Here is a 14266-nt window from a genome sequence, read left to right on the forward strand (position 1 = left end):
GCGCCGCGCCACCGACCGCCCCACAAAAGAGTGATAAGAGAAAGTCTCATGAGTGAAATCAAGGAAATGCCGCTGGTCGAGCTGACGGCCAAGGATCTTCCCGCGTACTGCCCGAACCCGGCCATGGCGCGCTGGAGCGCCCACCCGCGCGTCTTCATCGACGTCTCGCACGGCGAGGCACGCTGCCCGTACTGCGGCACGCGCTACAAGCTGCGTGACGGCGAGGTCGTCAAGGGCCACTGAGCCCCGGCGGCCGGGCCTGCAGGCTGATGCAGGCCCGCCGATCGCCCAGGCGGCGCAGCCGGATTGCCGGCGCGCCGCCGTTCTCCATTCTGGCAACCCGAACGCGGCGCCTGAGCGCCGTGCTTCATTACGACATCGGAAGTCGACCTGATGCGTCGAGCGCTGGTTATCGCACCGAACTGGATCGGTGACGCATTGATGGCGCAGCCGCTTTTTGCGCTGCTGAAGAAAAACCATCCCCGCATCGCGATCGATGCCGTCGCGCCCTCGTGGGTCGCGCCCGTGCTCGAGCGGATGCCCGAGATCCACGATGTCTACGCGACCGATCTCGCGCACGGCAAGCTGCAACTGCTGCGCCGCTGGCAGCTCGCGAGCGACCTGCGCGACGTCGGCTACGACGCGGCGTACGTGCTGCCGAACTCGCTGAAATCCGCGGTGATCCCGTGGCTCGCGAACATCCCGCTGCGGGTCGGCTACACGGGCGAGCACCGCTACGGGCTGCTGAACGTGCGGCACGCGAACCCGGACAAATCGGACGAGCGGCCGCCGATGACGGCCCACTACGCGGCGCTTGCATACGCGCCGGGCGCGAAGCTGCCCGAGTCGATGAAGACGCTGCCCGCGCCGCGCCTCGACGCCGATCTCAACGAGACGGCGCGCGTGTCCGCACGTTTCAATCTCGATACGCGCAAGCCGCTCGTCGTGTTCTGCCCGGGCGCGGAATACGGCCCGGCCAAGCGCTGGCCGCCCGAGCACTTCGCGTCGCTCGCCACCATCGTCCACCAGTCGTTCCCGTACACGCAGATCGTCGCGCTCGGCTCGCAGAAGGACGCCGCGGCCGCGCAGGCGATCGCCGACCACGCGCCGAACGTGCGCAACCTGTGCGGGCAGACGTCGCTGTCGGAGGCGTGCGCGCTGATCGCGCGCGCGAACGCGGTGGTCACCAACGATTCGGGGCTGATGCACGTTGCCGCCGCGCTACGCCGGCCGCTCGTCGCGCTGTACGGATCGACCGATCCGCGCCACACCCCTCCGCTGTCGGACCTGGCGAAGGTACAATGGCTTCATCTCGAATGCAGTCCCTGCTTCGAACGCGAGTGCCCGCTCGGCCACCTGAAGTGCCTGCGCGAACTCGGTCCCGAGCAGGTATTCGGCGATTTGCGCGGCATGCTCGTCGGGCAGCGCTGACCCTGGCCGGCAGCGTCGCACGGCGCGCCGGGCAATCCGATTCACCGGTGTACGGCGGCTCCATCCGGGCCGCCGTGCTGAATACGGCGCGCGACGCGCGCGAGAGATAACCCCGATGCCACGTTTTGCCCGCCTCTTCGAAGCCGCCGCCGATACGCTGAACGCCTACTACCAGGCCGTCGCCGATGCCAATCTCGACGCGCTGCTGGGACTGTGGATCGACGAGGATTTCGCCAGCTGCGTATGGGCGGACGGCGAGCATCTGCACGGCCTCGACCAGATCCGCAGCGGGCTCGCCAACCGGCTCGCCACGCGCCCCGTGACGATCGAGCCGCTCGACATCCGCGTGTACGACAGCCTCGGCACGGTCGTCTATACGATCGCCGAAGCGCATCAGCAGGCCGACCTGACGGCCGAACCCGACATGGTTTTCGCGACGTACGTGATGATTCACGAACGTGGCGAGTGGCGCATCGCGCACATTCACGCGAGCCCGATTCCCGAACAAGCGGCCGGACAATTCGCCGCGAAGATCCGTCATGGGCAGGGTCCGCTGCACTGACGAAAAGACGAAGCAACGCATACGCGGGGCGATCATGAGTACGGCTTCTCCGCCCACCTCGCCGCTGACCGGGGCCCCGGCCCCCGACGACGACATACTGCGCTATCGCGCACCACGCTGGCTGCCTAACAGCCATGCGCAAACCATCGTGCCCGCGCTGTTCGCGCGGCGTCCCGTCGTCGCCTACCGACGAGAGCGATGGGAAACCCCCGATCACGACTTCATCGATCTCGACTGGGTCGCGCATCTCGACAGCGCGGCGCCGGCGCCCGATGCGCCGCTGTTCGTGCTGTTCCACGGCCTCGAAGGCAGCTCCGGCTCGCACTACGCGCTCGCGATGATGGCCGCCGCGCGCGCGAAGGGCTGGCACGCCGTCGTGCCGCACTTCCGCAGTTGCAGCGGCGAGATCAACCGCCAGCCGCGCTTCTACCATCTCGCCGACAGCGCCGAGGTCGACTGGATCCTGCGCCGGCTCGCCGCGCAGCATCGCGGGCCGCTCGTCGCGGCCGGTGTGTCGCTCGGCGGCAACGTGCTTCTGCGCTGGCTCGGCGAGCATCGCAGCGACACGTCGATCCTGCGGGCGGCCGCCGCGATCTCGACGCCGATCGACGTGCACGCCGGCGGGCGCGCGCTGTCGCAAGGCTTTGCGATGGTCTACACGCGCAGCTTCCTGAAGACGCTCAAGCGCAAGGCACTCGCGAAGCTCGACCAGTACCCGGGGCTGTTCGACCGCGACGCCATGCTGCAGGCCGTGACGATGCGCGACTTCGACGAAGTCGTGACCGCGCCGCTGCACGGTTTCGCGAACGCCGACGACTACTGGACGAAGGCGACGACACGGCCGCTGCTGCCCGCGATCGATGTGCCGACGCTGATCCTCAACGCCCGCAACGACCCGTTCCTGCCTGAATCGGCGCTACCGGGCCCGGCCGACGTATCGCCGGCCGTCGAGCTCGACCAGCCTGCGGCCGGCGGGCACGCGGGATTCATGACCGGGCCGTTCCCCGGCCGCCTCGACTGGCTGTCGGCGCGGGTGTTCGGCTATTGCTCCAAATTCGTCGACCATGGATGACATCGTCACGCAGGCCCTCGCCAAGTGGCCGAACGTGCCGCACTGTACCGGCTGGCTGCTGCTCGACCGGCGCGGCGAATGGCGGCTGCGCGACGACGCGGCGCAGGCGGCCGGCGAACTCGGCTCGCCGATCCGGCATGCGGCGCTGAACGCGTTCATCGGCCGCAACTACGAATGCGATGCGCAGGGCCAGTGGTTCTTCCAGAACGGGCCGCAGCGCGTGTACGTCGAGCTCGCCTATACACCGTGGATCGTCCGGCTCGCCGAGCGCGACGGGCAGCTCACGCTCACCGACCAGACCGGCGCGCCGTTCGAACCGGACGAAGCCTGGCTCGACGACGCGGGCGGCGTGCTGTTTCGCGCGGCCGGCACGCCGCCGCGCATCGCGGCGCTGCACGATCACGACCTCGGGCTGTTCGCCGATCATGCGGATTTCGATGCCGCGCCGCCCGTGCTGCGCTGGCGCGACGGCCGCACGCTGCCGCTCGGCAGCATCGTCGGTGCGGACGTGCCCGCGCGGTTCGGCTACGTCGCCAGCCCGGCGCAACAGGCCCGCAATACGGCTGACAGCGGCAACTGACCCGCAGCGGCCGCGCCCGCGCTTCCCGAGTATCGGCCGCTACCCGCGGCCATTCTTCTCGTCTTCGCGCTCTTCCTTGTAGCGCGCCTCGAATTCCAGCAGCCGCGCGCCGATCATCGACTGCTCGTAGAACGACACGTCCTTCGCGTCGCGCGCTTCCTTCAGCTGGCGAATCGCCGACGGCCACGCGCCGTCGAGCGCGAGCTTCTCCGCGAGCGCGCGGCGCCGCGCCAGCAGGTCACCCTTGCCGTCGCTCGCCTTCGCGAGATAGTCCCACCAGTCCGGCTGCTCGGGGTCGGCCTTCGCCTGCGCGCGTGCCTGCGCCTGCGCTTCCGCGAAGCGGCGCGCCGCGATCAGCGCCTGAAGATGCGCGACGATCGCCGCGTGCGACGCCGGCCAGCGCCGCTGCGCAAGCGCCGCGAGCCGCACCGCGTCGTCGGCCTGCCCCGCGCGGCGCGCGATGTCGGCGGCCAGGACGTCGAGGCTCGGCGAGCCCGTCGCCGGATCGTCCTCACGCCGCTCGCGGGCGTCGAACGCACTGCGTGCCGACGCGAGCGCCTTGCCGGCCGCGTCGTACTCGCCGAGCAGCGCATCCGCGAGTGCGATGCCGTACCAGTTCGCCGCGACGTTCGGCGCGGTGCGATCGTCGATCTCGAACTGCATTCGCCGCGCCTCGGCCGCGATGTCGGTCGGCGCGCGGTTCTGCAGGACGCGCAGCCGCGCACGCACGAACCCGTATTCGGGCGACTGGCGCGGCTGCCGGTACGGCGCGCGGCGCGCGCGATCCTCCATGTCGGCGATCCGCTCGCCGGTCAGCGGGTGCGTGCGCGCGTACGCCGGCACGCCCGCATCGCCCATCGACGCGCGGTCGAGCCGCTCGAAGAAGCCCGGCATCCCGTACGGGTCATAGCCCGCGCCCGCGAGCAGCTGAAAGCCGACACGATCGGCCTCGCGCTCGGCCGAACGCGAGAAGCGCAGCTGGTTGTCCACCGCATACGCCTGCCCGCCCATCGCGATCGCACTGCCGAGGTCGCCGCTTCTCGCGAGCACGCCGGCCAGCACACCGAGCAGCATCGTCGCGAGCGCCGTGTAGCCGGTCTTCTCATTCGCGCCGATCATCCGCGCGATGTGCCGCTGCAGCACGTGCCCCATCTCGTGGCCGACCACCGATGCGAGTTCCGACTCCGTCTGTGTCGTGACGACGAGGCCGCTGTTGATCCCGATGAAGCCGCCCGGCATCGAGAATGCGTTGATCTGCGGATCGCGCACCGGGAACAGGTCGAAGTCCGGCGTGTAGCCGCCGATGAAGCGCGCGGCCGCCGCGGCCGCGAGCCGCGCCGCCATCGCGTTCAGGTAGTCGCGCACGAGCCAGTCGTCGAGATAGTCGGGATCGCGCCGCACTTCGCGCATCACGCGCTCGCCGAGCCGGCGCTCGGCCTGCGGCGTCAGCGAACCGCCGGAGCCGTCGCCCAGGTCGGGCAGCTCCAGCGAGCGAAGCGGCGCGCGCAGGCTCGCGGCCGGTGCCGACGCGCCGCCTGCGTCCGAAAACCGGCTCTCCGCGCCGCCGTACGTGCCGAACACGCCGGCCGCGATGCCGGACGGCACGGTGGAAATCGACCGCGCGCCGCCGGCCGCCGATTCGAGCGGCGGCGCGGACGCGCTCTGCGCACGGCCGCTCGGCGGCAATGCGAGCGCCACCGACAGCGACACGGCAAGCAACTGTTTGACACGCATGGCAGGATGAAAACGACGCCGTCCCGCGCGCCGGGCGCGCATCGCGGCGTTTGGTCTGAATATTCGGGTCATTGTACCGGCGGCAGCGTGACTGTCCCGTTCGGCATGGACGCCATCTGCATCCCCGGCGCCGCGTATGCCACTGCTATGATAGGCGCCCGTTGAACCGTTGGATCGGATCGGGGCGCAGAGACGGGATTCGATGCCCCGGCCAATCGCGATGCGCGATCGCGGGACGTGCTCGCGCCCGCCGTTCCACTAGAGGAAGACATGTCAGGACTCACCCATTTCGATGCCGCCGGCCATGCGCACATGGTCGACGTCGGCGGCAAGCAGGAAACCCGACGCATCGCGATCGCGCGCGGCACGATCCGGATGCTGCCGGCCACGTTCGCGCTGATCCGCGACGGCAAGGCCAAGAAAGGCGATGTGCTCGGCGTCGCGCGCATCGCGGCCATCCAGGGCGCCAAGCGCACGGCCGACCTGATCCCGCTGTGCCATCCGCTCGCGCTGACGCGCGTGGCCGTCGAGTTCGAACTCGACGACGCGTTGCCCGGCGTCCACTGCGTCGTGCAGGTCGAGACGTTCGGGCGCACCGGCGTCGAGATGGAAGCGCTGACCGCCGTGCAGGTCGGGCTGCTGACCGTCTACGACATGTGCAAGGCCGTCGATCGCGGGATGGTGATCACCGACGTGAGCGTGCGCGAGAAACGCGGCGGGAAGTCGGGGGACTGGAAGGCGGAGGAATAAGACTCCGTTTCGTAAATCCTTTCTTCGATTCCATACCGGCCACCCCGGTATCACCTTCGTTTGACGAAATCGCCTCGAATCTGACTGCTAGCATACGAAAAATCGATCTTGTCCCACTCCGGTCTCACAAGAAACTGGAATGGCTTCAATTCTGAGGCTGGCCCAATTTCCGTCCCAGTCTTAGTTGGAAAATTCCGGCTCTTCGGGGCGGGCCGAACCGGCCCGATCGGTGCACTGGCGGGCGAATTCCGCCGATGCGCACCGTAATGCACTCGCACTTCCGTGATCTACTTGATGCGCATTTCCAGTGCGCTTTGATCCCGCGCGACCGACTCGTAGCGGTAGACCGTGCGGAACAGCTGCAATAACGCGCAGGTCTGCCGCTGGCTTGCGCCGAAACGCTGCATCAAGTCCGTGAAAAGCTCACGGCGCCGAGAAGGCTTCAGAGCTTTTTTGACAGCACGTCCTGCAGCATGGCCTTGTCCAGCGACAGATCGGCCACGAGCCGCTTGAGCTTGGCGTTCTCTTCCTCAAGTTGCTTCAGCCGGCGCAGTTCCGAGCGCGACAGCCCGCCATATTTCGTCCGCCAATTGTAGAACGTCGCGTCGCTGATCCCCATCTTGCAGCACACCTCCGCGACAGGCGTGCCCAGCTCGGCCTGCTTCAATGCGTATGTGATCTGTTCCTCGGTGAACTTGCTCTTCTTCACGGCATGACCTCCTGGTCTCGATGACAACGCCATGCCGGAATTTTCCACTTTCAAATGGGACAGTTTTGTGGGCTAGGGTCATGCCAATGTAAAGATCTGATGAATTCATGCCGTTATCCATGTGGGTGCAATAAATGCGCTCGCGATCAATGGACGACTAGGAGGTGGTTGAGTGGCAATTGAATCCGGAGCTTGGGCTCCATATCTTAATAATCCTATTGTCTGCGCTGCTTTCGTGGTTTCAGTCGCGTCTGGCGTCGTCTTCGCCGTGCTGAAAACCAAGAAATCGGATAAAAAAATCATCCAACTGGCGGTTGTGTGCTTTTTCCTCATCTCCCTTGGTGTTCTCCTTGTATCTGCCGGTACAGTCTTAGGCCAGAATCGAGGCTCGGTTGAGAACGCGCGAGCACAATCAAGCAATGGCAATGGCAATGGCAATGGCAATGGCAATGGCAATGGCAATGGCAATGGCAATGGCAATGGCAATGGCAATGGCAATGGCAATGGCAATGGCAATGGCAATGGCAATGGCAATGGCAACAGTGTTGCGCAAGGCGCATCTTCATCCGTAGGGAATGTACAACTAAATGCGGCCCCGATTGCACCCGCTTCGGGATCGTCGGCTCCTGTTGTCACCGGCATTAATACGGGAGGCCTTTTGTCCAATAATGTCCAGGTGGTGAATGGCTCGAACAATAATGTTACCAACCAAGCGGGGAAACAGAAGTGAAAGTGAAAATTTCGCTCATCGCTCTAGTTGCCGCACTCTCTTCATGCCCCTCGTTGTCCACTAGCGCTGAAGGTGCAGGGAATGCGCAAATCGTCACCGGCGACTGCAATATTGTAGTTAATTCGGCTACACCAAAATCATTCCCTGCGCAGTACTGCCCGAAATTCTCTGTCGCAAAGGATGCGGCAGATGCACTCGCAAAAATAGAGAGATATATCGAAGCCTCAAATCCAACCAAATTGGACTTAGCCTCCGCTAAAATTGAGAAATGGGCATCGGATAGCGAAGACTATTTAACACTCAGCCTTTCCAATACCAGCACACTGCCGGCACAGAGGGTGAAGATTCGATTTTTGGCTCCGGTTAATCCAGGGGAAAATCAATCTCATCAAATAAATTTTAGCCCCAGCCGAGCCGTCCCATCAGCCATGCTAAAAAATCTTAGCATTGGAAGCAAAGATACAACAAAAATTCCAGTGGCCCCTGTTTCAGAGTTGATCAGATATTCTAGAAATGGAGTGCCAGCCGATTACGAGTTCATTGGTGCAGGCACAACCCCAAACGCGCCCGATGATATGACGCAGCAATACATTCAAGGCCACGGCTTGACCAATAACTACACATTCCAGTCGACCGCGTCCAGTCTTGGCGTTCAGATTTTGTATGGAACGATATTCGGCGGAAAAGTTAGCCTGCTAACTGGTGTGTATCTTTATTTCGGGAAAGTCACTGCTAATCAGCCAATCGACGGCACAGAGCGGGAGGGCATCATCGAATAGGTAGCTACTTCCAGCGGTCTATGAGTGTGCACGAACAATCATTGGCCTTCTTCGGTGACCTGAGCAGCATGGTTCGCACTGAATCAGTTTTTTTATGGGCTCGGTGTGAACCGTTTAGAGAAAAGTCTCGACCCGGTTCACCTGAGGCACACCCGATTCACATTGCTCGTAGGTGGTCAGCACACTCCTGTCTGGGCCATCACGAGACGTGAGATTGGTTACCGGCAATCCATAAAGAAAGGCCCTAAGCGGTCGATAACTACACTGAGTTATGCGGACGCCCCCCTATCGCAGGCGCCCCCTTTCTAACCATGTCGTAACGAACAAGCACGGAGGGTCTCAAAATGGCTATCACTTGCCCGAAATGCAACAGCCCGCAGGTGGACAAGCGAAATTACGGGAAAAAAGCAGGCACTGCGGTTGGGGCGGGCGCAGGGGCAGTGGGAGGCTGGCTCGGTGCAGGCGAAGGCGCGGCCGCGGGTGCAGCAATCGGTTCGCTAGTTCCTGTCGTCGGAACCCTGCTTGGCGGCATCGCCGGTGGTATTTTGGGCGCATTGGGTGGTGCCGCCACCGGCGCAGTTGTAGGCTCAAAAGCTGGCGAGATGGTGGACTCGCACGTGCTCGACAACTACAAATGCCTCGATTGCGATCATACGTTTAGCGTATAAGCTATCTTCGTCCGCCTGAACCGATAAGCCCTTGCAGTCCGTCCGACTGCAAAAACCAACTGGCGGAATGTTAGCGCCCCAGGGTCTCAAATTCGGCGCGGCGGACCACGATGCAGGCTCCATGATTATCACGGCGACTAGTTAAAACATGACCGACAAGACCATCGAACAATTCGACCAAGCGATGCGCGGCATTTATGACGCCGCCCGACGGTTGAAGCCGCCATACCACGCAACATACTTCTTGCGGATGGTGAACGAACACGGTGGCAAGGAGACTGCGAACCGACTGCTGGCAACAAACAAGCCATCGGAAGGGTTCACTGAACTCTTTCTCCGTGGACGGGAAAACCTCCGTCTAAGCGTCGAATATCTTGTCCTTCAGAAACCGTGGCGCGATCTGTTCACGGAAGAACAGCTTGCGGTCGCGAGGAAGCGGTTGATCGAGGTTGAATGTCCGTTGCCAGCGGACGAGCGGGGTTGATCGCCTGACGACACCGAAATGACCTACAGATATTTCCTCGACGGCGTGGTCCATCCCGAACGAGCGCAGATACCCGATCACCACATCTCCCCTAAGTTCAAGCACGTTGTATCCGGGGTGAATGCGAAAGCTGACGTTCGGATTCTCATGAATCAGGTGGCTGTATGGGTCGAGACGGAAGTCGAGTGGAATGCCTTGGACCTGCGCAACGCAGTCAGGTACATGGTCCAGCTGGAAATGGACATTGTGGGCTTCCTTCTCGGCCACACCTATGATGTGGAAATACGGCGGGCCATCTGCCCGGAAGTCGGTCTCGATGTCGTTTTCGGCATCGACGTTCCTTGCATCGGCGAACTGCATCGGGGAGTCGATCTGCATGCCCGAATTGCAGCCATGCGTCCTAAGCTGCGAGGCGAACCGGGAGTCTTCCTTCATCGGTGCTTACGCGACCTTATCACCGCGATGAAGGAACCGGACGATGTTGCTTTCCACTGCTATCGAGCCATCGAATCGCTTCGCCACCATTGCGTCGCTACTCGATCACTGGACCCGAAGGACAAGACAACTCAGTGGAAGACACTGCGCGAGATTGCCGGGTGTGATGAATCAGCGACGAGGCTACTGGAAAATGCAGCGCAGGCCCCACGCCACGGAGAACCCCAAGTCGTTCCTGAGGCAGATGCGGTCAAGCTCCTGACCACAGCATGGACTATCGCGGACGGCTACATCCTCAACTGCTGATGATGTTTGCGGTCATTCCGAGAACAGCTACGCGCTCGACGACAACCCGATCCGGTTCAAGGTGCGCCCCGACGGCTTCGAGGTGCGCGCGACGGTCGGCTCGATGGACAGCGACGTGATGACGCGGCCGGGCATCTTCCGCTACCGCGTCGACGGCGACACCGTGCAGCGCGTACAGCCCGTCGCGCTCAACGGCCGCGATTTCGTCGACGAATGGCTGAAGGCGGATGATGCGCTGGCGCGCGAGTGGAGCGAACCCGCCGCAGCAGCGGCCGCGCTGAAAGGCCGGCAGGCGTTCGACAAGGCCAGCAAGGTGGCCGGCAGGGGGTTCGCGTATGGCCCGGTGCGCGGCTGCTCGGACAGCAAGGATCGCTTTCAGGTCGAACTCGATCTGACGGGCACCACCGGGGAAACGGTCGCGCGACACTACGCGCAGATTCGCCAGGAGCGCAACGGGTTCACGCTGCTCGGGCTGAGTACCGCGGCCGAGCCGGCTTGCCGCGGCGCGAACCTGATGCCGCAGCACTGAACGTCGGACGCGCGTGCCGTCACGGCCGCGCGCATCGACTGTCGGCGGTCATGCACAACGAGGCGGCGGGGACCTCTAAGCGGGCCGCACCGCCCACGCCTCACTGGCCGCGCTGCGGCTCGAACACGAACGGTTGAGTCAGCAGGAACGGGTTCGCGGTCGCGCCCGTCTGCACGCAGGTCGCGTGCGTCATCGCGTCGACGGCCGCACGATCAGCCGCCGCATTGCGGCTGCTCGTCGTCACGGTGACGTTCTGCGCTTCGCCGGACGTCGTCATCAGCGCGCGCACGAGCACGGTCGCCGGGCGCGTGAGCGGCTTCGCGGTATCCGGATAGACGGCGCGCGGAATGTGACAGGTCAGCTTGCTTTCCTGCGACGACGACAGCATCGCGCAGCCGGAAAACAGCATCGCGACGGCGGGCAGGATCAGGTAGGTTGAGCGAATAGCCATGGTCGAATATCGTTCTTCAGCACTGTTCCGGACACACGCGCCGCGCACCGGAACACGTCGCCCGGCCGCATCGCATGCATCACACTGCGCCGCGGCCATCGGACCGGCGCCCCGTTACGGCCGCACGGCCGATCGATGCTCGGCCGCGATCCTGCGTGGCGGACTTCCCGGGTGACCGGGGTGTTGCCTGTGTTCGCGCTGCCCTCGCCTCACACGGGTCGGCACGCGAGCGCTTTCGCGCATTGTGCACGCGCGGCCCGGCGAGAGGCGGCGATTTGACAATGGTTGATGCGAATCGCCGGGCCTTCAGCCGGAATCCATGCAATCCGCGAGGCAATCGATGCGCGGCCGGAATCGCCGGGTTCGCGCCGGGCGCTAACGCCCGACGCGCACCGCCGCTCCGTCGCGGCTCGGCACATGCCGGAATTCCCCGTTCCGGCAGGCGCTGCGCGCATCAATCCGAATCGTCGTCGTCCTCGTCGTCGGCCGCATCGGCCGGCACTTCGCCGTATTTCGCGACGACCGCCGCCTTGAACGGCTTCAGCGCCGGCTGCTGATCGCACAGCTTGTACAGCGCGGCCAGTTGTTGCGGCCAGTCCTTCAACTCCTTCGCAAACACGTGCAGGCGTGCGACGGTGTCGAGCGCGTCGGCCTCGCGGCCGGCCAGCGCCTGCAGTGCCGCATAGCGGCGCAGCACCGTCTCGCCGGGCAGCAGCGCGATCGCGCGCTCATGCGCGGCGAGCTTGGCCGGCAGGTCGTCCGCCGAAATCGGGAGGAGCGTGGCCGCACCGTATTCACCCCACGCGCCGAACAGCAGCGACGGCGCATCGCGGTACTGCGCAGCCGGATCGCTGCCGTAATACAGCACTTCCGCGCGCTGGTAGTCGCGCAGCACCGGCACCGCCGCCAGCACACCGCCGACCGACAGCACCGCGAACAGCCCGAATGCCGCACGCCCCGGCAGGATGCGCAGCGACTTCACCTCGAGCAGCCCGATCACGAACATGGCCGGCAACAGGAAGAACATGTACTGCTGCGGATACTCGACCAGCGCGTGCATCAGCAGGATGCCGATCAGCGCGAAGCCGAACACGCGCATGCTCGACTGCGGCGCGCGCACCGCGCGCACGAACCACGTCACGAGCGCGACGACGAGCACGCCCAGGCCGGCGAGGCCGGACTTCGCGAGCAGGTCGATGAAGATGTCGTGCGAGTTGTTCGCGATCTCGACACCGCCGAGCGAGCGCACGAGCGCGAACTGGTGCGACGGGAATTCACCCCAGCCGACACCGAGCAGCGGATGTTCGCGAAACATCGCGAGCCCGTACTTCCACAGCGCGAGGCGCGGTGCGATCTGCCCCGCGTCCCGCATCCGGTCGGCCGCGGATTCCGCGAGGCCCAGGTGATAGTGGACGTTCGCCCAGCGCACCGCGACGTTCACCGCGATGAACGCCACCGCGAGCACGACCGGGATCGCCCACGCACGCGCATTGCCCGGCGCGCGGCGCGATTCGAGCCACGCCATCCAGAAGCCCGCGACGACCATCACCGCGACCTGCAGCCACGGCCCGCGCGACACCGTCAGCGCCAGACCGGCGGACAGCACGATCGACAGCACGAGCCACGCCCATACCGCGAGCCGGCGCGTCTGCACGAGATACAGCGCGCCCGCGAGCGCGAACGCGATGTAGCTGGCCAGATGGTTCGCTTGCGCCATGTTGCCGTACGGACGGCGATCGACCGCGACGTTGTATATCACGACGAACGGCGACAGCGCCGACTCGAGGTGGAACAGCTGCACGATCTGCGTTCCGACCGCGAACACGCCGCCGATGAGCAGCGCGCCGGCCATCATCCGCGACACGGCCTCGGCCAGGCCGTCGCGCGCGAGCGCATAGCCGGCCTGCATCGCGACCAGCGCGGCGGCGAGATAGCCGACCGCCAGCCAGTTCATCGACGGTACCTTGAGCGGGATCAGCGCGACCTGCGCGATGAGCACCACGGCGAACCCGAGCGGCGCGACGAACGCGGCCGGCGCCGCAAACGGCTCGGCCGGACGGCCCGTGCGCGCGAGCAGCACGACGGACACCCCGACCAGCAGATACAGCACCAGCGCGGAAAACTCGGAATAGAAGGTCGGGATCGGATACGTGTGATTCGTGATCGCGTACGGCACGATCAGGGCGACAGCCAGCGCAACGAGCGGCAACGAACGGGAAAAAGTAGAAGGCATGAGCGAACCGGATGTCAGCAACCGGCGCACTATACAAAACTTTGCCCCCTCTGTGCGGGGCCTTCGCTCCGCGCCCTGGCGCCGGGTGGCCGCCCCGGCCGGCTGACGAGGCGGCCGGCATGCTGCCCGCGCCGCCCTGCACCACGATCGGCACTAAGCGCGGCACTCCGCCGGCGCATATTTCGCGGGCAGCGTCGCCGCGTCAGCCGGCAGCGGCCCGGCCCCCGGCGCGGGCAGCGACGACGCCCCCTTGCCGGCGGCGAAGCACTCCCACGCGATCGCGCCGGCCTGCATCGCGCCCTTTTTGAGCGGCACGCGTGCGGTGGGCGCGTCGGCCTTGTCGGGCGCGGACGGCACGAGCACCAGCGTGTTGGTGCCGGCCGCGGCGACGCGCGTGGTGAACGCGACCGTGATCTGGCCGGTCTCGCCGTCGATCACAACCGATTCGACGTTGCGGGTCGCGGCCGGCGGGCTGTAGCCGCCGTCGAGGCTCGCGCCGCTTGCGGCGTTGTCGGCGACGGCGAGCCGCGCGGACGACGCAAGCGCGAGCCCTTCGCCAACACGCGAGCGCGCAAGGTAATCCTGGTACGCGGGAATCGCATAGGCCGCGATCACGCCGACGATCGCCAGCACGATCATCAGTTCGATCAGCGTGAAGCCGGCCGGCCGCCAGCGCGGCGACGGCCGGTTCGCGCGCCGCAGATCGGCGGCCACGCGACGGAACAGGGAAACGGAAAAGGCTTCGAACATGGCAGGCTCCGGAAACGAAAAACGCCTGCCGCAAAGGCAGGCGTCTCGATCGTAGCCAGCGGG

The 14266-nt window shown here is 65.2% G+C and carries 15 protein-coding genes and 2 pseudogenes; 12 read left to right on the top strand and 5 right to left on the bottom strand.

All coding sequences use genetic code 11. The features are described 5' to 3' along the window. Positions 1-48 precede the first annotated feature (48 nt). From QZM35_RS20015 to QZM35_RS20035, 5 genes are all read left to right on the top strand, one after another. Positions 49-243 carry a zinc-finger domain-containing protein gene (locus QZM35_RS20015; RefSeq protein WP_006749970.1) on the top strand — a complete coding sequence of 65 codons (195 nt, stop codon included), beginning with the start codon at positions 49-51 and terminating at the stop codon, positions 241-243. Between the two features lie 150 nt (positions 244-393). Continuing rightward, on the top strand, positions 394-1431 hold the full coding sequence (waaF, locus tag QZM35_RS20020) for a lipopolysaccharide heptosyltransferase II (protein WP_174972958.1): 1038 nt from the start codon (positions 394-396) through the stop codon (positions 1429-1431). A 115-nt stretch (positions 1432-1546) separates the two neighbouring features. Beyond that, positions 1547-1993, top strand: a complete 447-nt coding sequence (locus tag QZM35_RS20025) for a nuclear transport factor 2 family protein (RefSeq protein ID WP_006749968.1) — start codon at positions 1547-1549, stop codon at positions 1991-1993. Positions 1994-2027: 34 nt separating this feature from the next. Beyond that, complete coding sequence (locus tag QZM35_RS20030; protein WP_089426646.1) at positions 2028-3065, top strand: hydrolase; 1038 nt, start codon at positions 2028-2030, stop codon at positions 3063-3065. Next, entirely contained in the window at positions 3058-3645 is a 588-nt protein-coding gene (locus QZM35_RS20035) for a DUF2946 family protein (protein ID WP_089426241.1), read from the top strand. Before QZM35_RS20030 ends, QZM35_RS20035 begins: the two co-directional genes overlap by 8 nt. Positions 3646-3684: 39 nt before the next feature. On the opposite strand, the gene QZM35_RS20040 is transcribed toward QZM35_RS20035, so the two are convergent. Further along, a complete protein-coding gene (locus QZM35_RS20040; protein WP_301776668.1) occupies positions 3685-5379 on the bottom strand; it encodes a M48 family metalloprotease in 1695 nt (564 codons plus the stop codon). A 270-nt stretch (positions 5380-5649) separates the two neighbouring features. Here QZM35_RS20040 and moaC point away from each other — a divergent pair, with 270 nt between their 5' ends. Next, a complete protein-coding gene (gene moaC / locus QZM35_RS20045) occupies positions 5650-6129 on the top strand; it encodes a cyclic pyranopterin monophosphate synthase MoaC (protein ID WP_089431647.1) in 480 nt (159 codons plus the stop codon). Between the two features lie 290 nt (positions 6130-6419). Here the strand turns inward: moaC and QZM35_RS20050 are convergent. Further along, a pseudogene (locus tag QZM35_RS20050) lies at positions 6420-6838 on the bottom strand (transposase); the annotation flags it as partial. A gap of 172 nt (positions 6839-7010) precedes the next feature. Between QZM35_RS20050 and QZM35_RS20055 the strand changes: the two are divergent. The 6 genes and pseudogenes from QZM35_RS20055 to QZM35_RS20080 all read left to right on the top strand — a co-directional run. Next, the gene (locus QZM35_RS20055; RefSeq protein ID WP_301776669.1) at positions 7011-7568 is read left to right on the top strand and encodes a hypothetical protein; all 558 of its coding nucleotides are present in this window, start codon (positions 7011-7013) and stop codon (positions 7566-7568) included. Then, the gene (locus QZM35_RS20060; RefSeq protein ID WP_301776670.1) at positions 7565-8347 is read left to right on the top strand and encodes a hypothetical protein; all 783 of its coding nucleotides are present in this window, start codon (positions 7565-7567) and stop codon (positions 8345-8347) included. Before QZM35_RS20055 ends, QZM35_RS20060 begins: the two co-directional genes overlap by 4 nt. 344 nt (positions 8348-8691) lie before the next feature. Then, positions 8692-9015, top strand: a complete 324-nt coding sequence (locus QZM35_RS20065; protein WP_089426245.1) for a hypothetical protein — start codon at positions 8692-8694, stop codon at positions 9013-9015. Between the two features lie 148 nt (positions 9016-9163). Beyond that, a complete protein-coding gene (locus QZM35_RS20070; RefSeq protein ID WP_089426246.1) occupies positions 9164-9499 on the top strand; it encodes a hypothetical protein in 336 nt (111 codons plus the stop codon). Positions 9500-9517: 18 nt separating this feature from the next. After that, entirely contained in the window at positions 9518-10240 is a 723-nt protein-coding gene (locus QZM35_RS20075; RefSeq protein WP_089426247.1) for a hypothetical protein, read from the top strand. Between the two features lie 13 nt (positions 10241-10253). Beyond that, positions 10254-10769: pseudogene (locus tag QZM35_RS20080) on the top strand (hypothetical protein); the annotation flags it as partial. Positions 10770-10869: 100 nt separating this feature from the next. Here the strand turns inward: QZM35_RS20080 and QZM35_RS20085 are convergent. The 3 genes from QZM35_RS20085 to QZM35_RS20095 all read right to left on the bottom strand — a co-directional run bounded on the left by QZM35_RS20085 (position 10870) and on the right by QZM35_RS20095 (position 14203). After that, a complete protein-coding gene (locus QZM35_RS20085; RefSeq protein WP_089426248.1) occupies positions 10870-11220 on the bottom strand; it encodes a TonB family protein in 351 nt (116 codons plus the stop codon). A 454-nt stretch (positions 11221-11674) separates the two neighbouring features. Then, positions 11675-13453: a Wzy polymerase domain-containing protein gene (locus QZM35_RS20090; RefSeq protein ID WP_089473495.1), complete on the bottom strand. Its 1779-nt coding sequence runs from the start codon at positions 13451-13453 to the stop codon at positions 11675-11677. A 153-nt stretch (positions 13454-13606) separates the two neighbouring features. Continuing rightward, on the bottom strand, positions 13607-14203 hold the full coding sequence (locus tag QZM35_RS20095; RefSeq protein WP_089431650.1) for a pilin: 597 nt from the start codon (positions 14201-14203) through the stop codon (positions 13607-13609). Positions 14204-14266: the final 63 nt, after the last annotated feature.

It is taken from the genome of Burkholderia sp. AU45274 (genome assembly GCF_030482505.1).
In the GTDB taxonomy this organism is placed as follows: domain Bacteria; phylum Pseudomonadota; class Gammaproteobacteria; order Burkholderiales; family Burkholderiaceae; genus Burkholderia.